This is a genomic window from Aquimarina sp. 433, assembly GCF_054054605.1.
The window spans coordinates 122,998-147,781 of record NZ_JBSWZK010000010.1 but is presented as its reverse complement, the minus strand read 5'-3'; the positions used below and the strand labels follow the sequence as shown (position 1 = coordinate 147,781).

General features: G+C 33.1%; 22 protein-coding genes. 11 read left to right on the top strand and 11 right to left on the bottom strand.

Translation table 11 applies throughout. From position 1 onward, the window contains the following. Nucleotides 1-175: 175 nt before the first annotated feature. Both ACWNT5_RS19350 and ACWNT5_RS19345 read left to right on the top strand, forming a co-directional pair. A complete protein-coding gene (locus ACWNT5_RS19350; RefSeq protein WP_299610250.1) occupies nucleotides 176-976 on the top strand; it encodes a class I SAM-dependent methyltransferase in 801 nt (266 codons plus the stop codon). A gap of 149 nt (nucleotides 977-1,125) precedes the next feature. Further along, nucleotides 1,126-2,490, top strand: a complete 1,365-nt coding sequence (locus ACWNT5_RS19345; protein ID WP_299610249.1) for an FAD-dependent oxidoreductase — start codon at nucleotides 1,126-1,128, stop codon at nucleotides 2,488-2,490. Between the two features lie 2 nt (nucleotides 2,491-2,492). Here ACWNT5_RS19345 and ACWNT5_RS19340 read toward each other — a convergent pair whose 3' ends face one another. The 8 genes from ACWNT5_RS19340 to ACWNT5_RS19305 all read right to left on the bottom strand — a co-directional run bounded on the left by ACWNT5_RS19340 (nucleotide 2,493) and on the right by ACWNT5_RS19305 (nucleotide 9,875). Further along, nucleotides 2,493-3,857, bottom strand: coding sequence for an aldehyde dehydrogenase family protein (locus ACWNT5_RS19340; protein ID WP_299610248.1), 1,365 nt, complete (start codon nucleotides 3,855-3,857; stop codon nucleotides 2,493-2,495). Nucleotides 3,858-3,896: 39 nt separating this feature from the next. Then, complete coding sequence (locus ACWNT5_RS19335; protein ID WP_299610245.1) at nucleotides 3,897-4,829, bottom strand: sterol desaturase family protein; 933 nt, start codon at nucleotides 4,827-4,829, stop codon at nucleotides 3,897-3,899. A gap of 144 nt (nucleotides 4,830-4,973) precedes the next feature. Beyond that, nucleotides 4,974-5,399, bottom strand: coding sequence for a VOC family protein (locus tag ACWNT5_RS19330; RefSeq protein ID WP_299610243.1), 426 nt, complete (start codon nucleotides 5,397-5,399; stop codon nucleotides 4,974-4,976). Nucleotides 5,400-5,524: 125 nt separating this feature from the next. Beyond that, complete coding sequence (rluF, locus tag ACWNT5_RS19325; protein WP_299610240.1) at nucleotides 5,525-6,379, bottom strand: 23S rRNA pseudouridine(2604) synthase RluF; 855 nt, start codon at nucleotides 6,377-6,379, stop codon at nucleotides 5,525-5,527. Between the two features lie 125 nt (nucleotides 6,380-6,504). Beyond that, nucleotides 6,505-7,344, bottom strand: coding sequence for an alpha/beta fold hydrolase (locus ACWNT5_RS19320; protein ID WP_299610237.1), 840 nt, complete (start codon nucleotides 7,342-7,344; stop codon nucleotides 6,505-6,507). After that, nucleotides 7,341-7,709 (bottom strand): cupin domain-containing protein, encoded by a 369-nt coding sequence (locus ACWNT5_RS19315; RefSeq protein ID WP_299610325.1) that lies wholly within the window; start codon nucleotides 7,707-7,709, stop codon nucleotides 7,341-7,343. The genes ACWNT5_RS19320 and ACWNT5_RS19315 overlap by 4 nt, the downstream gene beginning before the upstream one ends. An 18-nt stretch (nucleotides 7,710-7,727) precedes the next feature. Next, nucleotides 7,728-8,294, bottom strand: coding sequence for a hypothetical protein (locus ACWNT5_RS19310; protein ID WP_299610234.1), 567 nt, complete (start codon nucleotides 8,292-8,294; stop codon nucleotides 7,728-7,730). Nucleotides 8,295-8,339: 45 nt separating this feature from the next. Beyond that, nucleotides 8,340-9,875 (bottom strand): helicase HerA-like domain-containing protein, encoded by a 1,536-nt coding sequence (locus ACWNT5_RS19305; RefSeq protein ID WP_456518316.1) that lies wholly within the window; start codon nucleotides 9,873-9,875, stop codon nucleotides 8,340-8,342. A gap of 154 nt (nucleotides 9,876-10,029) precedes the next feature. Between ACWNT5_RS19305 and ACWNT5_RS19300 the strand changes: the two genes are divergently transcribed. Continuing rightward, the gene (locus ACWNT5_RS19300) at nucleotides 10,030-10,485 is read left to right on the top strand and encodes a RidA family protein (protein WP_299610229.1); all 456 of its coding nucleotides are present in this window, start codon (nucleotides 10,030-10,032) and stop codon (nucleotides 10,483-10,485) included. Between the two features lie 141 nt (nucleotides 10,486-10,626). Next, complete coding sequence (locus ACWNT5_RS19295) at nucleotides 10,627-11,256, top strand: 7-carboxy-7-deazaguanine synthase QueE (RefSeq protein WP_299901468.1); 630 nt, start codon at nucleotides 10,627-10,629, stop codon at nucleotides 11,254-11,256. A gap of 1,380 nt (nucleotides 11,257-12,636) precedes the next feature. On the opposite strand, the gene ACWNT5_RS19290 is transcribed toward ACWNT5_RS19295, so the two are convergent. Then, nucleotides 12,637-13,170 carry a DUF2911 domain-containing protein gene (locus tag ACWNT5_RS19290; protein WP_299610225.1) on the bottom strand — a complete coding sequence of 178 codons (534 nt, stop codon included), beginning with the start codon at nucleotides 13,168-13,170 and terminating at the stop codon, nucleotides 12,637-12,639. Nucleotides 13,171-13,428: 258 nt separating this feature from the next. Here ACWNT5_RS19290 and asnB point away from each other — a divergent pair, with 258 nt between their 5' ends. Beyond that, the gene (gene asnB / locus ACWNT5_RS19285; RefSeq protein ID WP_456518315.1) at nucleotides 13,429-15,114 is read left to right on the top strand and encodes an asparagine synthase B; all 1,686 of its coding nucleotides are present in this window, start codon (nucleotides 13,429-13,431) and stop codon (nucleotides 15,112-15,114) included. 121 nt (nucleotides 15,115-15,235) lie between these two features. Here the strand turns inward: asnB and ACWNT5_RS19280 are convergent, their stop codons facing one another. Continuing rightward, nucleotides 15,236-16,417, bottom strand: coding sequence for a M12 family metallopeptidase (locus ACWNT5_RS19280; protein WP_456518314.1), 1,182 nt, complete (start codon nucleotides 16,415-16,417; stop codon nucleotides 15,236-15,238). Nucleotides 16,418-16,907: 490 nt separating this feature from the next. Between ACWNT5_RS19280 and gyrB the strand changes: the two genes are divergently transcribed. Further along, nucleotides 16,908-18,848, top strand: a complete 1,941-nt coding sequence (gyrB, locus tag ACWNT5_RS19275; RefSeq protein ID WP_299610219.1) for a DNA topoisomerase (ATP-hydrolyzing) subunit B — start codon at nucleotides 16,908-16,910, stop codon at nucleotides 18,846-18,848. A gap of 391 nt (nucleotides 18,849-19,239) precedes the next feature. Here the strand turns inward: gyrB and ACWNT5_RS19270 are convergent, their stop codons facing one another. Beyond that, entirely contained in the window at nucleotides 19,240-19,554 is a 315-nt protein-coding gene (locus tag ACWNT5_RS19270) for a hypothetical protein (protein ID WP_456518313.1), read from the bottom strand. Between the two features lie 346 nt (nucleotides 19,555-19,900). Here ACWNT5_RS19270 and ACWNT5_RS19265 point away from each other — a divergent pair, with 346 nt between their 5' ends. From ACWNT5_RS19265 to ACWNT5_RS19245, 5 genes are all read left to right on the top strand, one after another. Next, nucleotides 19,901-20,692, top strand: a complete 792-nt coding sequence (locus tag ACWNT5_RS19265) for a LytR/AlgR family response regulator transcription factor (RefSeq protein WP_456518312.1) — start codon at nucleotides 19,901-19,903, stop codon at nucleotides 20,690-20,692. Between the two features lie 287 nt (nucleotides 20,693-20,979). Further along, entirely contained in the window at nucleotides 20,980-21,981 is a 1,002-nt protein-coding gene (locus tag ACWNT5_RS19260; RefSeq protein WP_456518311.1) for a DUF6588 family protein, read from the top strand. A gap of 108 nt (nucleotides 21,982-22,089) precedes the next feature. Further along, entirely contained in the window at nucleotides 22,090-23,016 is a 927-nt protein-coding gene (gene mdh, locus ACWNT5_RS19255; protein WP_299610214.1) for a malate dehydrogenase, read from the top strand. A 100-nt stretch (nucleotides 23,017-23,116) separates the two neighbouring features. Next, complete coding sequence (locus ACWNT5_RS19250) at nucleotides 23,117-24,040, top strand: SecDF P1 head subdomain-containing protein (protein ID WP_456518310.1); 924 nt, start codon at nucleotides 23,117-23,119, stop codon at nucleotides 24,038-24,040. Nucleotides 24,041-24,128: 88 nt separating this feature from the next. Further along, entirely contained in the window at nucleotides 24,129-24,746 is a 618-nt protein-coding gene (locus ACWNT5_RS19245) for a hypothetical protein (RefSeq protein WP_456518309.1), read from the top strand. Nucleotides 24,747-24,784: the final 38 nt, after the last annotated feature.

Here is a 24,784-nt window from a genome sequence, read left to right as displayed (position 1 = left end):
AATTACATGTTCCTTTTACCACTTCATAAAATGATCAAATAACTTTCAAAGTTAAGTTGATACAAAATTAATTATTTAACTTGATAAAATATGTTAGGGAAAGTCTAATAAATCTCATTTAATGAAAGCAGTTAAAGTACTTTATATGTAGTTTTGTGAAAAAAGAGGTGATATAATGAGTAAAGATTTTCAAGAATATTTTTCGACCAATAAATCGACTTGGGATACAAAGGTTTCGATACATGCAGCTAGTGAGTTTTATGATGTAAAATCTTTTAAAGATGGGAGAAGCTCTCTTGCAAAATTTGAATTAGAGGCATTGGGAGATGTTTCGGGAAAATCATTATTGCACTTGCAATGTCATTTTGGACAGGATACTCTAAGCTGGAGTAGGATGGGAGCTGAATGTACGGGAATTGATATTTCTGATAAAGGAATAAACCTAGCAAAAGAACTAGCAAAGGAATTAAAGTTAGAAGCTAATTTCTATTGTTGTAATGTATTGGATACTTCTGATCATGTAGAGGAAAAATTCGATATTGTTTTTACGAGTTATGGTGTAATAGGGTGGTTACCCGATTTGAAACCTTGGGGGCAAGTGATTGCAGAAAGATTAAAACCGGGAGGAATCTTTTATATAGTAGAGTTTCATCCTATAGTTTGGATGTTTGATTACCTAGAAGAAACCCCTAAAATGAAATATGGATATCATCAAAAAGAAGCTATCTATGAAGAATACCAGGGTACTTATGCTGATATGAACTCTAGCATGATTAGTAAAGAATATGGGTGGAACCATGGATTGGGAGAGGTAGTGTCTGCTCTATCTGAAGCTGGATTAACTATAGAATACTTGAAAGAATATGATCAATCTCCGTACAACGTGTTTCCTAATATGACAAGGAATAATGACGGAATGTTCGAAACTAAGGATAAATTATACCCAATACTATTTGCTATTAAAGCATTTAAGTAACAATTCATTGATAATTTTTTTACATTTGCTGAAGGTTTTGGTGTCAACAAAAGCTCTGAAGTATATAGAGCTAGTTTGCCAAGAACATTAAAACTCGGATCGTATAATGTTCCTTTTCATATTTTGGCAAACTGGAATCACTTTTACATATGCAACCAAAAAATATAGCTATCGTGGGGAGTGGCCTAGCAGGTTCACTATTAGCAATTTATCTAAGAAAGCGTAACCATAAAGTAACTGTTTTTGATAGAAGACCCGATATCAGACAGGTGAAATTTAGTGGTAGGTCAATTAATCTAGCAATGTCGGTTAGAGGTTGGAAAGCTTTGGATACTGTTGGAATTGGTGAAGAAATTAGAAAACTTGCTATTCCAATGGATAAAAGAACGATGCATGTAAATGACCAACCTATATATCATCAATACTACGGAAAAGAAGGCGAAGCGATATATTCAATTTCCAGAGGGGTATTAAATCGAAAAATGATTAGTTTGGCAGAAGAGTCTGGAGCCGTTTTTAGATTTAATGAAAAAGTGTGGGATGTAAATTTACCAGAAGCTAAAATTTATACAGGAGAGACAGAAAAAGGGGAGTGGAAGGAGTATCAATATGATTTAATTTTTGGATGTGATGGTGCCTTTTCTAGAGTACGACATAAAATGCAGCGAAGAAGTAGATTTGATTATTCACAAGATTTTTTAGATGCAGGATATAAAGAATTAGGTATTCCCGCTAATGAAGATGGAACACATAAATTAGATAAAAATTCACTTCATATTTGGCCTAGAGGAAAGTTTATGTTGATTGCCTTGCCAAATTTAGATGGAAGTTTTACTTGCACCTTATTTATGCCGCATGAAGGGGAGAATTCTTTTGAGAGTTTAAAGACGGATAAAGAGGTAAAAGAATTTTGGCAAAAGTATTTTCCGGATACTATAGATCTTATGCCAACACTTTTAAAAGATTTTAATAATAATCCTACCAGTGCATTAGTTACGATGAAATGTTATCCTTGGAGCTATTGGGATAAAGTTGTTTTGGTAGGAGATTCTGCACACGCTATTGTGCCATTTTATGGACAAGGAATTAATGCTGGTTTTGAGGATATTTCTGTTCTTGATCAGATTATAGAAGACCATAATGGAGAAAATTGGCAAGAGATTTTTGAGGAATATCAAGAAGCTAGAAAACCAAGTGCCGATGCTATTGCAGAACTTTCTTATCGTAATTTTATGGAAATGAGCAGTAAAACTGCGGATTCCAATTTTTTACTTCGAAAGAAAATAGAGAAGCGTTTTTCTGAAAACCATCCCGATAAATGGGTTCCTCTTTATTCTAGAGTCACTTTTACCAATAGACCTTACGCTGAAGCTCTTGCGATTGGAGACCAACAAGCAGCTATTATGGATGAAGTAATGAATATTGATAATATCGAAGAAAAATGGGATAGTGATGAGGTAGAACAGAAAATCTTGGATCTTTTAGATATTCCTGTGTCAGGTGCTATGAAATAATATCATCCAACCAACCTTTTTAACCATTTTAATTTAGTGCTGGTATAAGGAGAATATTTAAGGTTTAACTCTATTAAAAAGGATTTTTCCAAAATGCTTTTGTAATGTGAAAAGGTTTCAAAACCAGCTTTGCCATGATAGCTCCCAATACCACTATCACCTACACCTCCAAATGGTAAATTTTGTTCCATGAAATGCATTACAGCATCATTTACAGCACCTCCTCCAAATGATATCTCCTGTAGTATTTTGTTCTTTATTGTTTTACTTTTTGTAAATACATAACAGGATAGAGGCTTGGATAATTTTTTGATATCGCCAATAGCCTGATCCAGATTATCAAAAGAAATTATTGGTAAAATAGGACCGAAAATCTCTTCTTGCATTACTTTATCAGAAAAAGAAACTCTAGTCATTACGGTTGGCGATATAGTGCGATTTTCAGCATCGCAATTTCCTCCAAAATAAACCTTCTCAGGTTCAATCATATTTTGTAATCGTTCAAAGTTTTTTTGATTTACAATTTGCGTATAATTTTGATTCTCTATTTTATAATCTGCACTCTCGATATGACGTTGTATAGCAACCAATAAATCATCATGTACAGCCTTATCAACCATTACATAATCTGGAGCAATACAAGTCTGACCAGTATTCAAAAATTTAGCCCAAACCAAACGTTTGGCAGTCATGTCGATGTTGACATCTTTGGTAATAATTGCTGGACTTTTTCCTCCAAGTTCTAAAGTTACAGGGGTAAGGTGTTTCGCAGCAGCCTGATATATGATCTTTCCAACTGGAATACTTCCAGTAAAAAATATTTTATCAAATTTTACTTTTAATAATTCTGTAGTTTCTGGTACTCCTCCTTCAATCACTTTAAAGAATTCAGGACTAAAATTTTCATTAATTATTTTAGCCATAACGGAAGAAGAATTAGCTGGTATTTCACTTGGTTTCATAATAACCGTACAACCAGCGGTAATGGCAGCAATTGCAGGTACGATTGATAATTGATATGGATAATTCCAAGCACCCATTACTAAAACAGTTCCGAAAGGTTCAGGTATGATATAGGTTTTTCCAGGAAGATTAGCAAGTCCTGTAGAAACGCTCTTTTTTTTAGACCATTTTTTGATTTTTACCAGAGCTAGATCAATCTCATGGTACATGATCGCAAGCTCAGTCGTGTAAGTTTCGTATTTGGACTTTTTAAAATCTGAGTAGATAGCATTGTATAATAACTCTTCATTTTGTTGTAAAACACTTTTAAGGTGTTTTAATTGTTGTATTCTAAATGAGATATTTTTAGTAGCATTGGTTTCAAAAAAAGCCCTTTGCTTGTCTATGACTTCTTGATAATTCATAGCTAAAAGTATAAAAATATATCTAGAAAAGCATTATGATTATGCCTGCATTTGCTTCTTAAGCTCTAGCTCTTTTTGCATTTGTTTTACCGTGAGAGTACTACCGTCATGACTCCATCCTGGAGGTCCGAAAATGTACATAAACTTGTGATACCAGTTTTTTGATTTTTTGGTGTCGTTCCAAATGTCTTTGTATTCATGGGTAAGTATTACCCAAGGATTATAGGAATTAGGAGCATGAGTAACTCCGTATTGTACTTTTATATTTTCATCAAGTTCTTTCCAAGAACCAAAAATTTTATCAAAGATGTTAAGAATCCCACCATGATTTTTATCCATATACTCTATATTTTTAGAGTGATGCACTTGATGCATGGTATGGGTATTGAGAATTTTTTCAACAAAGCCCATTTTAGGAATAAATACACAGTGTAGTTGGAATTGCCATAAGGCTTCAATTCCTAAACAAACAATAACCATTTCTACAGGAAAACCAATAATCGGTAACCAAACATAGAATAAAGGTTTATATAGTAAAGTAAACCATCCGTTCCGTACAGCAGTACCCAAGTTAAAATTATCTGAGGAATGATGAACTATATGTGCAGCCCAAAAAAACCGTACCATGTGATTTTGTCGATGGAACCAATAATAAGAAAAATCATCTCCCAACATACATAATAGCCATATGGGCCAACTATATCCAAAAGATTCCCATCCCATAATATTAGTTCTTACGCCATCGACCTCGGGATTAAAGAGATCATAAGCATAGTTAAAAAATAGGATGATCGTTATTGTTTTAATTAATGGTCCTAAAATAGCCGAGCCTACGCCCATAAAAACACTCGCGGCTAGATCTTTCCATTCATAAAGTTCTTTGTGTTTACTTGTCTTACTATATGTAAGTTCTACTAAGATTAATCCTAAGAAGCAAGGTACTCCATAGACTAATGGGTTGGTAAAATCCATTCTTTTTCAATTCTTTTCTTTACGGGGCAGAATATAGTAAGAATTTGTAGTAAAACTTTAACATTCGTACCTTTTAAATTAAAAAAGATGGGTTTTTAACGATTGTTTACTAGAAAAGAGTGAATTTTACGAATATGAAAGGGTTTATTTCATGAAAATTTGAGATGGATCTTTAAAAGATTTAAACTCTAAGGCATTTCCGCAAGGGTCATAAAAAAACATTGTAGCCTGCTCTCCAACTTCTCCTTGAAATCTAATATAAGGTTCAATAACAAACTGTATTTTTTTTTCGGATAGCATATTAGCAAATTCTTGCCAAGTATCCCATTCTAGAATAATTCCGAAATGGGGAACTGGAACTTCTTTACCATCCACACTATTGTGATGCGCTTTTTCTTGTTCTGATTTTGGTTTATAATGAATTACTAACTGATGTCCAAAAAAATCAAAGTCTACCCAATGATCACTACTTCGTCCTTCGTTTAAATTAAGTGTGTTGTTATAAAAATCTCTTGCTATTGCTAAATTGTATACAGGAATAGCCAAATGGAAAGGAGATAAGGTGCTCATAATTGAATTAATTAATGTAGTTCTATGTGTTTTTATACTCTCGTTTTATGAACTAAAGTTTGACGTAATTTACCTAGTTCAAAAGGAAAGTTATAGCCCATTAGGATATAATTAACACGCTTCATTTAGCGTCTTCTATCGCTTCTCTTTCTTTTTTTTGAGTGTGAAGAATTTCTTGTGTTATTGTTTTTAGAATTAAAACGTTTAGAAGAATGAGGTGCTTTATCTTCCGATTTTTCTTTTACAAAGGATGCTTCTTCTGTTTTACTCGAATCTCCAACATCTTTATTAATAATGTTTAACTCTTCTTCTGTGAGATATCTCCATTTTCCAACAGGAGTATCTAGATTAATATTCATTATTCGAATTCGCTTTAATCGAGTTACTTCATACCCTAAGTATTCGCACATTCTGCGGATTTGTCGGTTTAAGCCTTGGGTGAGGACAATTCTGAAATCGTATTTGCTAATTTGCTCAACTTCACATTTACGAGTAACAGTATCTAAAATAGGAATCCCATTACCCATTCTTTTAATAAATTGAGGACTAATCAATTTGTTTACAGTAACAATGTATTCCTTTTCGTGATTATTCCTAGCTCTTAAAATTTTATTTACAATATCTCCATCACTAGTTAATAGTATTAGCCCTTCACTAGGTTTGTCCAATCTTCCGATAGGAAAAATTCGTTTAGGATAATTGATATAGTCAATGATATTATCTTTTTCATTTTGTGCAGTTGTACAGACAATTCCTATAGGTTTATGAAAAGCAAGATATACATGTTTTTCTTTAGGTTTAGTTATTAATTCTCCATCCACTCTTACTACATCTTCTGGAGCAACTTTAGTGCCCATTTCTGGTACTTTGTTGTTTATCGTAACACGACCTTGATCAATCAATTTATCTGCTTCTCTTCTCGAGCAGTATCCTACTTCGCTTAAGTATTTGTTGAGTCTGGTAAGGTTCGTATTTGACATATTTTAAATAAAATGCAAATATAGTATTTATAGCTACGATATCTAGGGATCTGAAAATGGCTTTTATGGATAAGTAGTTACAACTAAATCTATTTTAGTCAAAAAAAAAGTGTTTTACGAAGTGCTTATTTTTTTAAAAAGTCAATGATCATATCATCTACTTCGTCAAAAAAGAGAGAATGTCCAAAATCTTCGGTAGTGATGAATTCTGAGTTATTCCAATTTTTATGAATCTTTTCGGATCCAGAATAAGGCGCAATATCATCTAATCGATCATGAATAAGCAAGCCAGGATGTGTTAAGCTTTTAGCAAACTCAGCAACTGAAAACTCTTCGAAATAATAACCGAACTTTTCCTTAAAATAATGACTTAAAGCTGTCATAAATTTATCAGACAGCTTTAATGTTTTTTGATAACCTTCCATAATTACTGCTAATTCTGTAGGAGGTGCTAAGACGATTAGTTTTTGTATCTCCAGATTGGGATACTTGAATTGATGAAAAATTGAAGTCATTCCACCTATAGAATGTCCTATCACATAATTTGGGCGATACAATTCGATAATTTTCTGAAGGCATTCTGCGTATAAGGGCACATTTAATGTTTTTCCTGAGGAGTTTCCGTGCGCCGGAGCGTCAAACGCTATGATGTTATAATTTTTCTGGTGAAGTTTTTCTATGAGTGTTTTCCATCGATGGGTGTTACTATCCCATCCGTGAACCATTAATACAGTTTCTCCCATATTTGGCCATCGGTAGGTTTGTAAATAATGCCCATTTAAAGAAACGACTTCATCTTCTGCTTCTTCTAAGAAATATTCTTGATCCGGTAATATTTTTCCTTTCAGTGGTGTGCTAAATAGAATATATGCGCTGCGCAGTGCTTTTTTTTTGTTAAAAAAGAAAAGTAATAAAAGTCGTTTTCCGATTAATATAGGAAGATACTTTTTAAGTTTTTTCTTCATAATTCCTCTCTATGAACGGATTCTATTGAAAAGGCAGGAAGACAAATCGCGATATATTCACATGGCTCATCAAAAGGATTTGCATATTGTATTCTGGTATTTTTTTCAATTTTGATAGACTGACCTGATTCTAAAACGACCTTTTCTCCTTCGATAATAAATTGTTTTTTTCCTTTGATAATATAGGTATATTCATCAAATTCTGGTGTTTGAAAAGGTTCGCTCCATCCTGGAGGTGCTACCATGTGAGCAATACTGACTTGAGTATTTCCATCTGTTGCTCTTCCGAAATGTTCTTCGATTAATTTACCATCTGTAGTAGGGACGACAAATGGTGATTTTTGAATCTGATATTTTTTACCCATAAAGTTATCTTTCGGCATTTATTTTTCTTCCCAGTTAATAATAAAATATTTGATCGCAGCAGTATCTGGTATTTGTGATGCTTCGATTTTGGCAGCAGTATTCGCTTTAAGGCTACTAGGCAAATCTTTTTTGTCTATGGAAATAGAAGCCTGTATACTGTCTATAAAAATAACCGCAGAACTTAGGGTATTATTAATTTTGCTTATCGTATAGTTATCTTTGATGTCCTTAAAAACACTTTTGGTAGATAAACCTGAAGTAGTTTTAAATTTGGAGTCTATAATTTGAACACTTTCTATAGAAGATTCTGGGTTATTTTCTTCTCTGGGTTCTAAAGATAAAAGCTTGGAGCCTCCTTTTTCATAAATCTCTATGGTTTTAGCAACATTTACAAAACTACCACCTTGCGATGCTTTAACGATTGAATCATTGGCATAGATAGAGTCTAATTGACTAACTTTTGTAGTGTTGGTTAATTTTCCAATTCGATTAAAAGATATTTCAAAAGGATCTTGCTTTTTATCTTTCTGACAACTTAATAAACTTAAACTGATTAGTAAAATACAATGAATTTTTTTAAACATAATGTATTAGTTATTCCCAAAGTTAAACTATGATTTGTGCGTTGTTTAGCGTAATAATTTATTAAGAACTCCAAGTACTCCTCGTATAAAAGTTGCACTTGTTAATACTTTGATAACTGCTTTTTCAGTGGTGCTAGCTCTTCTGCTTTTTGATCTCGAACTAGAGGAAGTTCTTTTTAACTTCTCTCGCTCTTTTTTTGCAGCAGCTTTAGCTTCTTCTGCTTCTGCTTTTTCTATTTTTTCGTTAAGTATTTCATAGGCACTTTCTCTATCAATATCTTCATTGTACTTTTTAGAAAGTTTAGATGCATTAAGCAATTCTTTTAATTCACTTTCTGAAAGCATATCCATTCTACTCATCGGTGCTCTAAGCATAGTGGCAGCGAGTGGAGTAGGTCTCCCTTTTTCATCCAGTGCAGACACTAAAGCTTCTCCGATTCCTAACGAAGTAAGTACTTCTTTAGTATCATAATATTCAGATATTGGATAATTTTCGGCAGTAAGTTTTATGGCTTTGCGATCTTTGGCGGTAAAAGCTCTTAGCGCATGTTGTACTTTTAAACCTAACTGTCCTAATACTCCATCTGGAACATCAGTAGGATTTTGCGTAACAAAATAAAGGCCAACTCCTTTTGATCGTATTAATTTAACAATACTTTCTATCTGATCCATTAAGGCATTAGAGGCTTGCTTAAAGATAAGATGAGCTTCGTCTAGAAAAATAATTAATTCTGGTCTTCCGCTATCACCTTGTTCTGGAAAGGTGCTATATACCTCTGCCAAAAGACTTAACATAAACGTAGAAAATAGTTTTGGTCTGTCTTGTATATCAGTTAATCTAAGGATGTTTATAAATCCTCTTCCGTCGTCATCTACTCTGCATAAATCTTGAACCTCAAAAGATCTTTCACCAAAAAAGATATCTGCTCCTTGTTGTTCTAATGCAACAATTTTACGAAGAATAGAACCTGTAGAAGCGGTAGAAATTCTTCCGTAGTCTTTTTCTAATTCCTTTTTTCCTTCTCCAGTAGCATATTGTAATACTTTTTTTAAATCTTTCAGATCTAACAGTGGTAATTTATTATCATCACAATATTTAAATATTATCGAGATAATACCTGCTTGGGTTTCTGTTACATCAAGAATTCTAGAAAATAAAACCGGACCAAATTCACTAACCGTTGCACGTAGTCTAACTCCATCTTGTTCTGATAAACTAAGAATCTCCACAGGAAAATTCTTAGCTTCAAATGGGATTCCTATTTTTTCATGGCGTTCATCAATTTTAGGATGTCCAGGACTAGCAGCAGCCAAACCACTTAGGTCTCCTTTTATATCCATTAGAAGAACTGGAATACCTTGTTCACTAAGGTTTTCTGCTAATACCTGAAGCGTTTTTGTTTTACCAGTACCTGTTGCACCTGCAATTAATCCATGACGGTTTAGCGTCTTAAGAGGAATTTTAACATGTGCATTCGTTACTGTTTCTCCATTATGCATAGCCGCTCCTAAGGCGATAAAATCTCCTTTGGTAGTATAGCCCTTTTTTATATGATCAAGGAATTCTTGATTAGTACTCATAGTTGATGTAAATTTTGATAAAAATAGGAATCTTACTTCTTCTATCTAAATGAATGTAGTTTTGTTTAGGTAAATTTATAATTTTTAAATGAATAAGAAGAAGTGAAGAAAATTATAGTTTTCTTTATCTAGTAAATTTCAAATGTTTAAAACAATGAAAAGGATATATTTTTTTGTAATGCTTATTTCGATGATGTTTAGTTGTGGTAAAAACCAAAGTTCTAATACATCTGTTATTTTCCATAAAACTCATGAGCCAAAGAAGTCAAATGCGCCATTTTCAGATGCGGTACAAGTTGGTAATTTATTTTTTCTTTCTGGTCAAGTTGGAATGGATCATACTACTCGAAAATTAGTAAGTGGTGGAATTAAGGCAGAAACAAAACAAACTTTAGAGAATATTAAAGCAGTACTGGCGCATCATGATATGGAGATGAATGATGTGGTAAAATGTACAGTGATCCTTTCTGATATCGCTGATTTTAGTGCTTTTAATGAAGTGTATAAGACATATTTTCCGCAAAAGCCAGCAAGAACTACATTTGCTGCAAAGGGATTGGCTGTAGGTGCTAAAATTGAAATTGAATGTATTGCTACAAAATCTGAATAAATACTTACATCATTTCATATGCGAAATGGTATTAATTCAGATTCCATAATTAAGGAACAGGTTTTATGAAGAAAAACACACTAAATTCGAATATTGGATAGGGTGTGTCATTCATAATTTATTAGCTACCTTTGCAGCCTTATGCAAAAAAGTGTGGAAAAATTGGTGAATGAGGGTAAAATGCTTCCATTAATGGAAGAGTTTTATACCATACAAGGAGAAGGGTATCATAAAGGTACTGCAGCTTATTTTGTACGAATAGGTGGTTGTGACGTAGGATGTCATTGGTGTGATGTGAAAGAAAGCTGGAATGCAGAGTTACATCCTCCTACAGAAACAGACGTAATTGTAGAGAACGCAGTTAAATATAGCGATGTTGTAGTGGTTACTGGTGGAGAACCACTTACTTGGGATATGACTTTACTTACAAAAGGTTTAAAAGATAAAGGAGCGAAAACACATATAGAAACTTCTGGTGCTTATCCACTTACTGGCGATTGGGACTGGATATGTCTTTCTCCAAAAAAGGTAAAACTTCCAACACAGGATATTTATCCAAAAGCAGACGAATTAAAATGCATCGTTTACAATAAAAGTGATTTTGCCTTTGCAGAAGAACAAGCCAAGCAGGTATCATCAGAATGTGTGTTGTACTTGCAACCAGAATGGAGTGTACGAGACAAAGTAATTCCAATGATAGTCGATTATGTGATGGAGAATCCTAAATGGAAGGTTTCGCTACAAACCCATAAATACCTAAATATTCCTTAATTGACTTATTAATTTTACGGTTTTTGACGTTTTTATCGGGTTTAAACTTCTTGATTTTTAAGTAAGTAAGGTTTTTCCGTAAAAATGTAAGAATTTACCCATTGAAAAAAGTAAGAAAAAGTAAGAAAAAACTTTCTTTTATTTTTTTGTTGTCCTTTTGGTAACAGTTTTTTAACCTATATACATATTATTTTAACTAAAAGTTTAGCGATACCATATTTATTTTTTGATTTTCCTGAAAGTAGTTCTTAATTTTATATAAGTATTTTAAAAACAATATTTTATGAAAAACTTATACTCTATTTTTGGGCTCGATTTTAAAATTGTAATAGATTTTATGAGAGATTTACCTAGTGCTTCTCGATATGCAATGAGAAGATAATAACAAGTTATACTTCGTTTTTAACCATAAGTAAAAGATTACATTGTTTTGTAATCTTTTTTTTATGTCTACAAGATGCAAAATTAAGCTTTTGTGAATATCATATATACTTTGCAATAAGGATGATTCGCTTTTTGGCTATTAAATGTTTTCTTTTCAGTAGGTTAGTATTAATTAGGGTGTGATTTTTAGGGGGATAACCCCCTGAAGACTGTTTGTTTTTTGTAAGTAAAAACGTCAAGTACATTTAGAGTTTTTGTGCTTTTTTGTTTTTTTGGCGATGATAATTGTGTTTATAGCTAAAACTTAGATTTTGATATGTTAAAATTTTCATGCCAAGGAGTTTTGCAAGCTATCTTTGTACAAGAAATTAAAAATCAGATTATTATGACAAAATTTTACAATATATTTTCAATAGATTTTAGTGCAATAAGAACATTTTTAAAAGAATTGCCAGCAGCAAGCAGTAGTGCAATACACAGGTAGAGGTATTCTAGGTGTAATTTCTAATTCATTAGTTTATTTTGAGTAAAAAGAAATTATTCTTTAATTGATTCGTAAGTGTATGGGAAGAGGCTTTGTTAAAAAGTAAGATAAATGCTTTTAGAACTTCAAATTAAGTAGGAAAGAAAATACTTGTATAATTGGAAAAATGCGTTGTTAATCGGTAATTTTTTACCAAATATCTAAAAGTACTTACATTTTTTGTTAAAATTGTTGATTTAGAACCTTTTAGATAGTATCTTGTATCGTAATAAATTGGAAATATTATGGGGCTATTTTACACTAAATTCAGATTAACATTTAGGGTTGTCATGGACTTCCTTAAAGAATTACCAGGAGCGTCTAGTCACGCTATACATCGGTAAAAGATTTTTAAACTTATAATCCTTATTATGGTATATATTCATTGAAGATAAGAGATTATTAGGGAAAGATAAAAACGAGATTAATTACTATAATTAATCTCGTTTTTGTTTTATTTCCAATCCGAGGAATTAATTATAAAAAGGAACTTCTACTCTTGTAGTTTCCCATCCTAATACCATATGGTATCCTTTGTCTACTTTTTTAAACGCTATTGAAAAAGCTTCTAGTTCATCTCCTGTTCCTGCTGGAACTTTAATTCTAGCTACATCTTTGCCTTCATCATAAGAATAAGCTCCCCATACATCCAAGTCAGAGTTTAATATAATAGTCCACTCTTTTTCACCTGGGATAGTGAATAAAGAATATGTTCCTGCTTTTACAGTTTTTTCTCCTAGTTTCATGTCCTTGAAAAGTTTAATTTCGGTAGCTTCATCAGCTCCTGTTCTCCACACTTTTCCATATGCAACTTTTTCTCCAAGCATCGTTCTTCCTTTCTTCTGAGGTCTACTGTAGATTACTTTAACGTCGGGTTTAGCATTTCTATCCGTTTTAGCATAAGAAATATCGGTTGGACTTTTTTGTAACCCAGCAAATTTCTGAGCATTCATGCTAGTAACAGTTCCTATGAAAAGTAGGATAGCAAATAAGAGTGATTTTTTCATAATTTGTGATTTTATTTTTATAATCGTCGTAAAGATAGAAGCGAACATACATATGAAATGTTAATCACCTCATTAAAGTTCTGTTAAAAGAAAAAATAACAACTTGATACTTTTATTAGCTTTTAGTGGAAAAAATATTTCATTTTCGTAAATAAAAATGTTTTTATGTTTTTATTTGAAACTAAAATAATCTTTTCTGTTTAAATATTGTAACTATTACTTCATCTTTGACTTCTCAATTAATAGAAAAAGAAAGATATGTGTGGAATAGTTTGCGCTTTTGAATTAAAAGAAAAGGCTGAGGTTTTAAGACCACAGCTATTAGAGATGTCAAAAAAAATACGTCATAGAGGACCGGATTGGAGTGGTATCTACTCTGATCAAAAGGCAATTTTGGCTCATGAAAGATTAGCTATAGTGGATCCAGTTTCTGGAAAGCAACCTCTTTTTAGTGAAGATAAAAAATTGGTTCTTGCAGCAAATGGAGAAATTTATAATCATCGTGAAATTCGTAAACAGTTTGATGGTACATATAATTTCCAAACAGAATCCGATTGCGAGGTAATATTAGCTTTATACAAAGAAAAGGGTGCTGAGTTCTTAGATGATTTAAATGGAATCTTTGCTTTTGCGTTATATGATGCGGAAAAAGATTCGTATTTAATTGCGCGAGATCATATGGGTATCATTCCTTTATATATGGGATGGGATCAAAATGGGACTTTTTATGTAGCTTCCGAATTAAAAGCCTTAGAAGGCGTTTGTACAAAAATCGAGTTGTTTCCACCTGGTCATTACTTAGATGGTGCGACAGGAGAACTTACAAAATGGTACATTCGTGATTGGTCAGAATATGATGCAGTAAAAGATAATCAAACTAGTATTGATGAGGTGAGAGATGCTTTAGAAGCATCTGTGCACAGACAATTAATGTCTGACGTTCCGTATGGAGTATTGTTATCAGGAGGGTTAGATTCTTCAGTTACTTCGGCGATAGCCAAAAAATATTCAGAAAAGAGGGTTGAATCTGGTGATACCAAAGAAGCTTGGTGGCCACAATTGCATTCTTTTTCGGTTGGTTTAGAAGGTTCTCCAGATCTTGCAGCAGCACAAAAGGTAGCCGATCATATTGGTACTATACATCACGAGATCAAGTTTACTATTCAGGAAGGTTTAGATGCAATCAAAGATGTGATCTATAATCTAGAGACCTATGATATTACTACTGTTAGAGCATCTACACCAATGTATTTAATGGCAAGAGTTATTAAGTCGATGGGAGTGAAGATGGTACTTTCTGGTGAAGGTGCAGATGAGATTTTTGGGGGATATTTATATTTCCACAAAGCTCCTAATGCTCAGGAATTTCATGAAGAGACGGTACGTAAACTCAGTAAGCTGCATATGTATGATTGTCTAAGAGCTAACAAATCGCTTGCAGCTTGGGGTATCGAAGGAAGGGTACCTTTCTTAGATAAAGAGTTCATGGATGTAGCGATGAGAATCAATCCACAAGATAAGATGATTAATGGAGAGCGAATGGAAAAGTGGGTAATTCGTAAGGCTTTCGAATCTTACTTGCCAGAAAGTGTAGCTTGGAGACAGAAAGAACAATTTTCCGATGGAGTAGGATATAGTTGGATAGATACATTAAAAGAAGTGGTAGAAAGAGAAGTGACTGATGAACAAATGGCAAATGCTCATTTTAGATTTCCAATTCAAACACCACAAAACAAAGAAGAGTTTTATTATAGATCTATTTTTGAAGGTCATTTTCCAAGTGATGCAGCTGCATTAAGTGTTCCACAAGAACCTTCTGTAGCATGCAGTACGAAAATCGCTTTGGAGTGGGATGAAGCTTTCAAGAATATGAACGACCCAAGTGGAAGAGCAGTAGCAAATGTACATGACGATGCTTACCTAATGGATGAGGTCGTTCAATAAATAATAATCAAGAAATTTAAGAGTTTCAGCTTGAGTCGCTGAAAGTTGAGTTAATTGAGATGTAAAACCCCAAGAATATTGCATTCTTGGGGTTTTTGTTATGTATAGTGCGTGGTTTTAATTAATTACCGCATCTTCCTTGGTTAGACCATCTTCTATTGTCTTGTAAAAGATATAAGTAACCATTATACGTAACTTGATCACCAGGGGAATAGCTTCTATTGCTGCTATAAGGATCAATACCTTCACAGATATCTGCAGGTTGCGAAGTTCCACATTCTCCTAATCGATTCCATGAGTAAAAATCTCTTTCATATAAGAAACCTTGGTAAGTAACCTTATCTCCAACGCTATATCTAATATTTGGAGACCATTCGTCTATACCATCGCAGATGTCATTTTCGTTTCCATCACCATCTCCATCGCCGCCGTCACCGCCATCTCCGTCACCAGAAGGGTATGCTTCATTTGTTCCTGAAATATCTCCAGCGGATAATTCTGCTCGTCTTCTTGGGTGTGTAGTGCCATCTAATTGTACTATGGTTGGCTGACCATTTTTACTAAAAGTGTAAGCTCCGTACATCATAGTAGATTTGATGTCGAACTCTCCAAGGTTCAAGGAGTTTTCATTCTTTCTAAATTGACTTTCTGCTCCATCTTGTATGTTTTCAAACAGTATTCTTACATAATTGTCTCTGTCTGATCTGGTTTGTTCATGAATGTATCCCAGAGTATGACCGATTTCATGGATCATTACAACTTCGCTAGTTCCTGTACCAATATTTATTCTTCCTCTATTTCCGTTTACTCCTAAATTAGCGCTTCCACAGTTACAAGACTGTCCATTATTTATGATAGTAACGTAATAGCTTTCATTAGTACGTTCTTTAAATCGGATATTGGTTTTTGTAGACCATTCTCTCATCGAGTTTAGGGTTACTTGTATCTGATTGTTGGTAAGGCTATTGTCTAAAACGTAAATAATGGTGTTGTTTGGCCATTTTTGTACACCTCGGTAAAAGCCTAACTTTTCATCTAAATCTTCATTGGGTTCTGGATTAGCGTTGTAGCCGACTTTTTGATCTGTTAATTGTCTTGATTCATAAATGATATCTCCGCTTAAAAAAGTACCATTTTTTAGATCTTCTACGATAACAACATCATCATTAAAGAATTTTTTTACAACTTCAGTTTCTTGACTACTCGTGATTTCGTCAAAACTTTCATTTGTACAAGAACTTGCTAAGATTCCAAGACCTATAAAAGCAGCTCTTCCTAAGTTGATTAAATGTTTTGTTTTCATTTTAATAAAAGTTGAGTGTGTAGTTATTTTAAAATTATTTGTAGCATTTTGCTATAGCACTTAACGTTGCAGAGAGTTTATATTGTAGTAAACAAGGTCGATTTGAAGTATGTTTTAGTATTCGTAGGTAGTGAATGAGAAATCGTGTAAGTTTGCTGAATCTTCTCTTTGTTTTTTATAAAATCAGTAATTTAGGATTTAATTTTTCTAAGTTTGGAGATGTTGTTTTTTTACAATAAAAAGGAATTAAAATGTTTATTTACAGAGTTTTGTGTTGAATGGTGTGTTAATTGATCAATTATTAATTTAATCTTAAATCCATTTTAAGGCTATTTTTAACGCTTTTAAGAGGTTTTTTGTTTTTTCTGGTCTTGTTCTTAACTAATTGTTGATAACTCTTTAAATCATACTTTCTAAAACGCTTTGAACATTTGACTGTTTTTTTATCTTTGTTTGTTGACCAAAAAATTGTAATTAATATAGCTGATTTATGAGCGAAGAAGCAAAGAAAAATAATTATTCAGCCGATAGTATTCAGGCATTAGAAGGAATGGAGCACGTGAGGATGCGTCCATCGATGTATATAGGTGATGTTGGCGTAAGAGGTTTGCACCATTTGGTATATGAAGTAGTAGATAATTCCATCGATGAAGCACTAGCAGGTCATTGTGATGCTATCGATGTTACTATAAACGAAGATAATTCTATAACGACCAAAGATAATGGTCGTGGTATTCCAGTCGGAATTCATAAAAAAGAAGGAGTTTCTGCATTAGAAGTGGTAATGACCAAAATTGGTGCAGGAGGTAAATTTGATAAAGACTCCTATAAAGTATCGGGAGGTTTGCATGGAGTAGGGGTTTCCTGTGTGAATGCACTTTCTGATCATTTACATGCGATTGTACATAAGGATGGTAAAATATGGGAACAAGAATATGAGAGAGGAAAGCCATTATATCCCGTAAAGTCTACAGGTGATACTGATTTTAACGGTACTATAGTAACCTTTAAGCCGGATGCTACTATTTTTCAGCAGACCTTAGAATACAATTATGATACTTTAGCGAGTCGTATGCGAGAATTGGCATATCTTAATAAAGGAATTACGATCAATCTTACAGATAAACGCCATACAGATGATGATGGTAATTTTGTGTCTGAAACTTTTCATTCAGAAGAGGGATTAAAAGAATTTGTAAAATTCTTAGACGGAAGTCGTAATGCTATTATTGGTGATGTCATTTCTATGGAAGGTGAAAAGAATGATATTCCTGTAGAAGTTGCTATGATCTATAACGATTCCTATGCTGAAAACCTTCACTCCTATGTAAATAATATTAATACACATGAAGGAGGTACGCATCTTTCTGGTTTTAGAAGAGGATTAACTTCTACATTAAAGAAATATGCAGATGCTTCTGGAATGCTGGATAAGCTAAAGTTTGAGGTAGCTGGTGATGATTTTAGAGAAGGTTTAACTGCAATTGTTTCTGTAAAAGTAGCAGAGCCTCAATTTGAAGGACAAACAAAAACGAAACTTGGAAACAGAGAGGTTACTTCGGCCGTTTCTCAGGCGGTATCTGAAATGTTAGAAAATTATTTGGAAGAACATCCAAATGATGCTAAGACGATCGTTCAGAAAGTAATTTTAGCTGCTCAAGCCAGACACGCTGCTAAAAAGGCGCGTGAAATGGTGCAGCGTAAAACCGTAATGAGTATCGGAGGGCTTCCTGGTAAGCTTTCTGATTGTTCGGAGCAAGATCCTGCGTTATGTGAAGTGTTCCTTGTGGAGGGTGATTCTGCAGGTGGAACTGCTAAACAAGGTCGTGATAGAATGTTTCAGGCGATATTACCTTTAAGAGGTAAAATCCTGAATGTAGAAAAGGCAATGCATCACAAAGTATTCGAAAATGAAGAGATTAAGAATATTTTTACAGCATTAGGTGTTACTATCGGAACAGAAGAGGACAGTAAAGCACTTAACCTGTCGAAGCTTCGTTATCACAAAATTGTAATTATGTGTGATGCGGATGTCGATGGTAGTCACATTTCTACACTGATTCTAACATTCTTTTTCCGCTACATGAAAGAATTGATAGAAGCAGGACATATTTATATAGCAGCACCACCTCTATATTTGGTGAAGAAAGGTGCTAAAAAGCAATATGCTTGGAATGATGATCAACGTGATCGAATTGTTAAAGAGTTTGGTGATAATACTAAGATTCAGCGATATAAGGGTCTTGGAGAGATGAATGCAGAACAGCTTTGGGATACTACTATGAATCCTGAGTATAGAACAATGCGTCAAGTAACTATAGATAATTTAACAGAGGCAGATAGAATATTTTCTATGCTAATGGGGGATGAAGTTCCACCAAGAAGAGAATTTATCGAGAAAAATGCAGTATACGCAAACATTGATGCCTAATATAAATATTGCTAAATAATTTAGAACGAAATCCGTTATACCACGTATAGCGGATTTTTTAATTTCCTTAAGGGAATTGGTAATGATAATTCTGTTGCGGTTTGTGAAAATTTAATTGAGAATAGAAAAGCGTAGGAATTATAGTTGTCATGGATTTGCATTGTGGTTGTAATAACCAAGTGCATCAATATTGATTTAAGTGTTTTGAAATGTATAAAATAAAGTAACTTTCGTAGAAAGGGATGTTAAAACTAAAGCGTGATTATGTGATAAATTGAAATGGAGCTAATTCTAAATATTTTACTGAATATTTATTTTATAAAAAACGCGACTAGGGATACTTTAATTTTCTCCATAGTCGCGGTTTTAAGCTAACTTCGTCTTAAATAGCTTATTCGCAATCGAAGAATGGCTTTAAGAAATCAGGAATAACGTCACAAATATCAAGGTCTCCGTCTCCATCATTCCCAGAAGAGCTACAGTTTGAAGATACACTAGTCCCACAATCCTCTAATCTAAGTAGTACAACTCCATTTTGATTTTTGACAATTAAAGTGGATTCTCCATTTACAGAAGTAACACTAGTGCTGATACTGGTAGCATCTTCAAAAGTGTAAGTTCCACAATCTGTTGTTACTGTACATGTAGCTTGTGCAGACAAAGTAAGTAAGAAAGCGGCAATTAAGGTGAAAAATTTAGTTTTCATGATTTTAAGTTTTAAAAGTTTATTTAATTAAGACGATATAAAGGTATTTTAATCATGCTCCTCTTTTAGGGGGTAATTGACGAATGTCCTATTTCAGTTCATTTATTAATTAATCTAATTCATTTGTTAGAATAATTGATCTATAATTTTACCGAAGATCTGTCTTTTAGCCAGTAAATACATGTCTAACAAGTTGTTATTCGTAAGAAGTTCATACAATGAAAAAAGAATTATTTTTTCTTGTCTTTGAAAAAAAAACTTTAGGTGATTTGATGATATATAGTTTAGTTCTAAAATATTAGGCAATAAAAAGAGACAAGAGTTGTTTTAGCTTTACTTTATCTTTATGCAAAAAAAAAGAGATGTTATTATGTTAAAAATCAGGACTATTATTGTAGATGATGAGAATAACAGTTTAGAGGCATTGAATATATTGTTACTTAAATTCTGTCCAGAAGTTGCTATTATTGGGAAAGCAGAAAATCTAAAAAAAGCAAAAAAGTTAATAGATATAAAAAAACCAGACCTAGTTTTTTTAGACATTCATATAAGAGATGACACTATTTTTACTTTGCTAGATAGTTTAAAAGAAATTGATTTTGAAATCATTTTTGTAACTGGTGATGAGGGGTTCGCTCTAAAAGCATTTAGTCTTAAAGCAACTGACTATTTATTAAAACCAGTATCAATATCGGGTTTACAAGATGCAATTAGGAGAATACAAGAAAAAATAATATATAATCGATCGATTTCTGATTTAACAAATGATCAGGTTGATCAAAACGTAAATAAAGGTGCTCCAAAAATAGCATTTCCTATTCAAAACGGCTTTAGGTTAGTAGAACCACACGAAATTACCCATTTGATTGCAGATGGTAGCTATACTAATATTCATTGTACTAATTTAAATACTTTATTGGTGAGCAGAAACCTGAAGCATTATGAAGTAAAATTAAAAAAATATGGCTTTTTTAGAGTACATCCTTCAGTGCTAATAAATTTGAGATATCTAAGAGAGATCAATCGACAGGATGGTGGATTTTTGATAATGGATAATAATAAAACATTACCAGTATCCAATTATAGGCGTAAAGAACTAGAAGATTGGATTAAAGGAGATAAAAGTATAAATCAATAAGGGTTTTATATTTTGAGTCAGGAGTTTGTTTTAAGATTGGGTATAATCCGAAAGGAAGTTAATATTTATATATTTTATTATATCAACAGGTATATGAAAATAATCAGATAGTATTTGCTAAATAATTTAGAACGAAATCCGTTATACCATGTATAGCGGATTTTTTTATATATTGTTGCGCCTATTAAAACCCAAATCTAAAGAAATGAACGTGCCAGACTTCCATATTTTTAAATGTTTGGTTCTGTTAATTTTATCGGATTATAGAAAACCATAGATACAAACAGATGAAAAAAACTTTACTCTTTTGTTTAATGCTTGTGCTCAAAGTATCTTATGCACAAACTAATGTCGATCAATTACTAGAACTTGGTATACAAAATGCACAGCGCTTTAGTACCGACTATTTTGCTCCAGGAGGAGAGGTATTAGTTAATAGTATGTCTAATGGTTGGTATAAGAGTGCACAGGTTAAAAAACTATGGCGTTTCGAAGTAGGTTTTGTGGGTAATTTGTCTTTTGTGAGAGAAGAAAAACAATCGTTTATTCTAAATACGGCAGAATATGATGGAGTAGCATTTCGAGAAGGGCCGGCGAGTCAGGAGGTAGCTAATGCTTTTGGAGGGAATCGTGGAGATATTGTTGTGGTATTAAATCAAGGGCAATTAGCGCAAGTAGAGGTAACGCTTCCAGACGGAATTGGGGGGCAAGAAGTAAATATTGCGCCTACAGGTTTTTTGCAAGGTTCTATTGGAGTTTCTAGAAGTACAGAAGTAAAAGCAAGATTCTTACCAAAAATAGCTGTTAGAGAAAATACAGAAGTATTTCTATATGGATTAGCGGTACAACATGAATTTACAGATTGGATTTTTTCTTGGAAAAGGCTTCCTTTTAGATTCTCTGGACTCGTAGGGTATACCAATGTCAGAGGGTTTTATGATTTTGCTGCAGATAGTGAAACAGAAGGTAATGATCAAGAAATTAGATTAAAATCAAATTCGTGGTTGGTTAGTGGAATTATTTCTACCAAATTTTCCAAAGTTAATCTCTATGGAGGTTTTGGTTTTTATACAGGTAATAGTACTGCCGATGTCTTAGGGTCTTATGAGGTGCAAAGTGGTCCATTAGCATCACAAACTGTTGTTGATCCGATTTCTGTAGACAATAAAACTTCAGGACTAAAAGCAACGCTAGGAGTAAATGTGAAATTAGGTTTCTTTAGAGCTAATTTGGATTACACATTACAGAACTATCAAAACCTTTCTATAGGTATGAATTTTGGTTGGTAATTTAACTAAGAATTCACAAACAAAATCGTTAAAGAATTCGTATTTTCGCGCTGATATTGAAGAAATTCAATACACTAGGATAATATTAATCAAAATTATATTAAAATAATGAAAGTTACAGTAGTAGGAGCTGGTGCAGTAGGTGCAAGTTGTGCAGAGTATATTGCCATAAAGAATTTTGCTTCAGAAGTAGTGTTGTTAGATATCAAAGAAGGATATGCAGAAGGTAAAGCAATGGACTTGATGCAAACCGCTTCTTTAAATGGATTTGATACTAAAATAACAGGAACTACAAATGATTATTCTAAAACTGCAGGAAGTGATATTGCTGTAATAACTTCTGGAATTCCTCGTAAACCAGGAATGACTAGAGAAGAGTTAATAGGTATTAATGCAGGAATTGTAAAATCAGTTTCTTCTAGTTTAATTGAGCATTCTCCAAATGCTATTATCATTGTAGTAAGTAATCCTATGGATACGATGACGTATCTTGTACATAAAACTACTGATCTTCCTAAAAACAAAATTATAGGTATGGGTGGTGCTTTAGATAGCGCACGTTTTAAGTATCGATTAGCAGAAGCATTAGAAGCGCCTATTTCTGATGTAGACGGAATGGTAATCGGAGGTCATAGTGATAAAGGAATGGTTCCTCTTACTAGATTAGCTACAAGAAATAGTGTGCCTGTTTCAGAATTTATTTCTGAAGAACGTTTAGAAAAAGTAGCAGCAGATACTAAGGTTGGTGGAGCTACGCTTACTGGATTGTTAGGAACTTCTGCTTGGTATGCTCCAGGAGCTGCGGTATCTGGTTTGGTACAGGCAATTGCTTGTGATCAGAAAAAGATTTTCCCTTGTTCAGCATTGTTAGAAGGAGAATATGGATTAAATGATCTTTGTATCGGTGCACCTGTAGTATTGGGTAGAAATGGAATCGAAAAAATCGTAGAGATCGAGCTTAATGATGCTGAAAAAGCAAAACTTGCAGAAAGTGCAGAAGGAGTTAAAAAGACAAATGGATTGTTAGAGTTATAATCTGTTTTAATCGAATATATTAGGAAAGAGCTACTGTCTTAAATAGTAGCTCTTTCTTTTTAAAAGTCTTTATGTTTTCTATATCATAATTCAAACTTCCATGAAATTTATTAAAATAATCCTGTTTTTTTTAATCTTGTCTGCTTGTAATTTTGGTCCAAAACCAGATAAAACTGTAGAGTTAATAATTGAACTTCAGGATAAGAGTTTAAAAGAGCAACAGATACATGAAACCGTAGAAACTTTTAAGAGAAGATTGCAGAAAATTACAAGTCAGTATGAAGTAGTAAGTTTAAATACTACAAAGATTCAAATTACTGCGGCTACTCATTACGAATCTGATAGGTTTAAAAAGTATATTTTAAATCCCGGGAAGTTAGAGTTTTATGAAGTATATAAGAAAAAGGATATAGTGCCTTTTCTTATGGAAGTGAATGAATTAGCTAAAAATGATGATTCAGCGATAGAGCCCTTGTTTGAACTAATTAAAGGAGGAACAAATCCAGCAATGCCTAATTTGCTATCAGTGGTAGCAAAAGATACTACTAGAATAAACAAATTTCTTTCTATTAAAGCTGCAGAATCTAAACTACCAGTGAAAAGACGATATGTAAAGTTCTTGTGGGGTATCCAAGAAAAGGGTACTGGTTATTTTCCTTTGTATGCTCTTAGACAGAATAATCAAAATCAGGCGGCTTTACATGGAGATGTTGTGGTAAATGCTTTTACCAGATATAATGAATTAAATATACCTGTAATTTCGATGCAAATGAACGAAGAAGGTAGTGAGAAATGGGCAGATTTAACGGAAAGAGCTTTTCAGCAGAGATCTAATATTGCAATTGTTTTAAATGATCAAGTGTATAGTGCTCCTGGAGTTATTTCAGGTCCAATACAAGGCGGTCGATCTGAAATATCGGGTGATTTTACTGTTGAGCAAACTCAAGATTTTGCTAATATCTTAATGTCAGGAGAAATTCCAAAGTTGAAAGTTTTGAGTTTTAATGTTGAAGAGATAAAATAAACATTGGAACTTTATATTATTTTGTTTGTTTTAAGATATTTTTTTAGGACTTTAGAAATGAAGTTTTAATTTTTCTATATTTGCGACCATGAAGAAAGAATGGTACTTCGGATTGTTGATTTCAGCTTTTGCGTTACTAGTAGTAATGCAAGGGCAAACTGTCGTGCCTAATCAAGAGATTGTTCTTGACTTTAGAAATGTTACTGTATCGTCACAAGAAGCTGAAAATGCAGTAAAAACTGTAAAAAAACAGTTAGCATCTATTGGTGTAAAAAACACCAGAATATCCAATGAACTTCATAACGGTAAACTAAGAATTTCTTATTACAGCGATGCCGATGTAGAAAGCATACAGCAAATACTCGTCGAGAATCATATTTCTTGGAATCATATTCTATTTGATAAAAACGGTTCTAATGATTCTAAAATTCCTTTTGATAAAGAATCTTCAGACTATCATGTAGCTGTTTATAAAATTCAGAAAAGTACCGATAACGATTCAGGTTTTAGTGGGATTCACGTTTTAGAATTAGAACAAAAGCAAGATAGAGCTTCAGGTGTTTCTTATAGTTTTGTGAATGAAAACGCTGATGAGGCGATCAACCGATTTATACAATTAGCACAGAAAGTACATAGTGCGATTGCTATCGCAATAGATAATACTTCTTATAAAATTCCAGAGGTAAGAGCAGGACCTATTTCTTAGTTTAGAAATGCACTGTTTACCAAATTTCTAAAAATATA

Coding starts and splice junctions, on each gene's coding strand:
- ACWNT5_RS19350 (WP_299610250.1), top strand. CDS start 176: ATGAGTAAAGATTTTCAAGAATATTTTTCGACCAATAAATCGACTTGG.
- ACWNT5_RS19345 (WP_299610249.1), top strand. CDS start 1,126: ATGCAACCAAAAAATATAGCTATCGTGGGGAGTGGCCTAGCAGGTTCA.
- ACWNT5_RS19340 (WP_299610248.1), bottom strand. CDS start 3,857: ATGAATTATCAAGAAGTCATAGACAAGCAAAGGGCTTTTTTTGAAACC.
- ACWNT5_RS19335 (WP_299610245.1), bottom strand. CDS start 4,829: ATGGATTTTACCAACCCATTAGTCTATGGAGTACCTTGCTTCTTAGGA.
- ACWNT5_RS19330 (WP_299610243.1), bottom strand. CDS start 5,399: ATGAGCACCTTATCTCCTTTCCATTTGGCTATTCCTGTATACAATTTA.
- rluF (WP_299610240.1), bottom strand. CDS start 6,379: ATGTCAAATACGAACCTTACCAGACTCAACAAATACTTAAGCGAAGTA.
- ACWNT5_RS19320 (WP_299610237.1), bottom strand. CDS start 7,344: ATGAAGAAAAAACTTAAAAAGTATCTTCCTATATTAATCGGAAAACGA.
- ACWNT5_RS19315 (WP_299610325.1), bottom strand. CDS start 7,709: ATGGGTAAAAAATATCAGATTCAAAAATCACCATTTGTCGTCCCTACT.
- ACWNT5_RS19310 (WP_299610234.1), bottom strand. CDS start 8,294: ATGTTTAAAAAAATTCATTGTATTTTACTAATCAGTTTAAGTTTATTA.
- ACWNT5_RS19305 (WP_456518316.1), bottom strand. CDS start 9,875: ATGAGTACTAATCAAGAATTCCTTGATCATATAAAAAAGGGCTATACT.
- ACWNT5_RS19300 (WP_299610229.1), top strand. CDS start 10,030: ATGAAAAGGATATATTTTTTTGTAATGCTTATTTCGATGATGTTTAGT.
- ACWNT5_RS19295 (WP_299901468.1), top strand. CDS start 10,627: ATGCAAAAAAGTGTGGAAAAATTGGTGAATGAGGGTAAAATGCTTCCA.
- ACWNT5_RS19290 (WP_299610225.1), bottom strand. CDS start 13,170: ATGAAAAAATCACTCTTATTTGCTATCCTACTTTTCATAGGAACTGTT.
- asnB (WP_456518315.1), top strand. CDS start 13,429: ATGTGTGGAATAGTTTGCGCTTTTGAATTAAAAGAAAAGGCTGAGGTT.
- ACWNT5_RS19280 (WP_456518314.1), bottom strand. CDS start 16,417: ATGAAAACAAAACATTTAATCAACTTAGGAAGAGCTGCTTTTATAGGT.
- gyrB (WP_299610219.1), top strand. CDS start 16,908: ATGAGCGAAGAAGCAAAGAAAAATAATTATTCAGCCGATAGTATTCAG.
- ACWNT5_RS19270 (WP_456518313.1), bottom strand. CDS start 19,554: ATGAAAACTAAATTTTTCACCTTAATTGCCGCTTTCTTACTTACTTTG.
- ACWNT5_RS19265 (WP_456518312.1), top strand. CDS start 19,901: ATGCAAAAAAAAAGAGATGTTATTATGTTAAAAATCAGGACTATTATT.
- ACWNT5_RS19260 (WP_456518311.1), top strand. CDS start 20,980: ATGAAAAAAACTTTACTCTTTTGTTTAATGCTTGTGCTCAAAGTATCT.
- mdh (WP_299610214.1), top strand. CDS start 22,090: ATGAAAGTTACAGTAGTAGGAGCTGGTGCAGTAGGTGCAAGTTGTGCA.
- ACWNT5_RS19250 (WP_456518310.1), top strand. CDS start 23,117: ATGAAATTTATTAAAATAATCCTGTTTTTTTTAATCTTGTCTGCTTGT.
- ACWNT5_RS19245 (WP_456518309.1), top strand. CDS start 24,129: ATGAAGAAAGAATGGTACTTCGGATTGTTGATTTCAGCTTTTGCGTTA.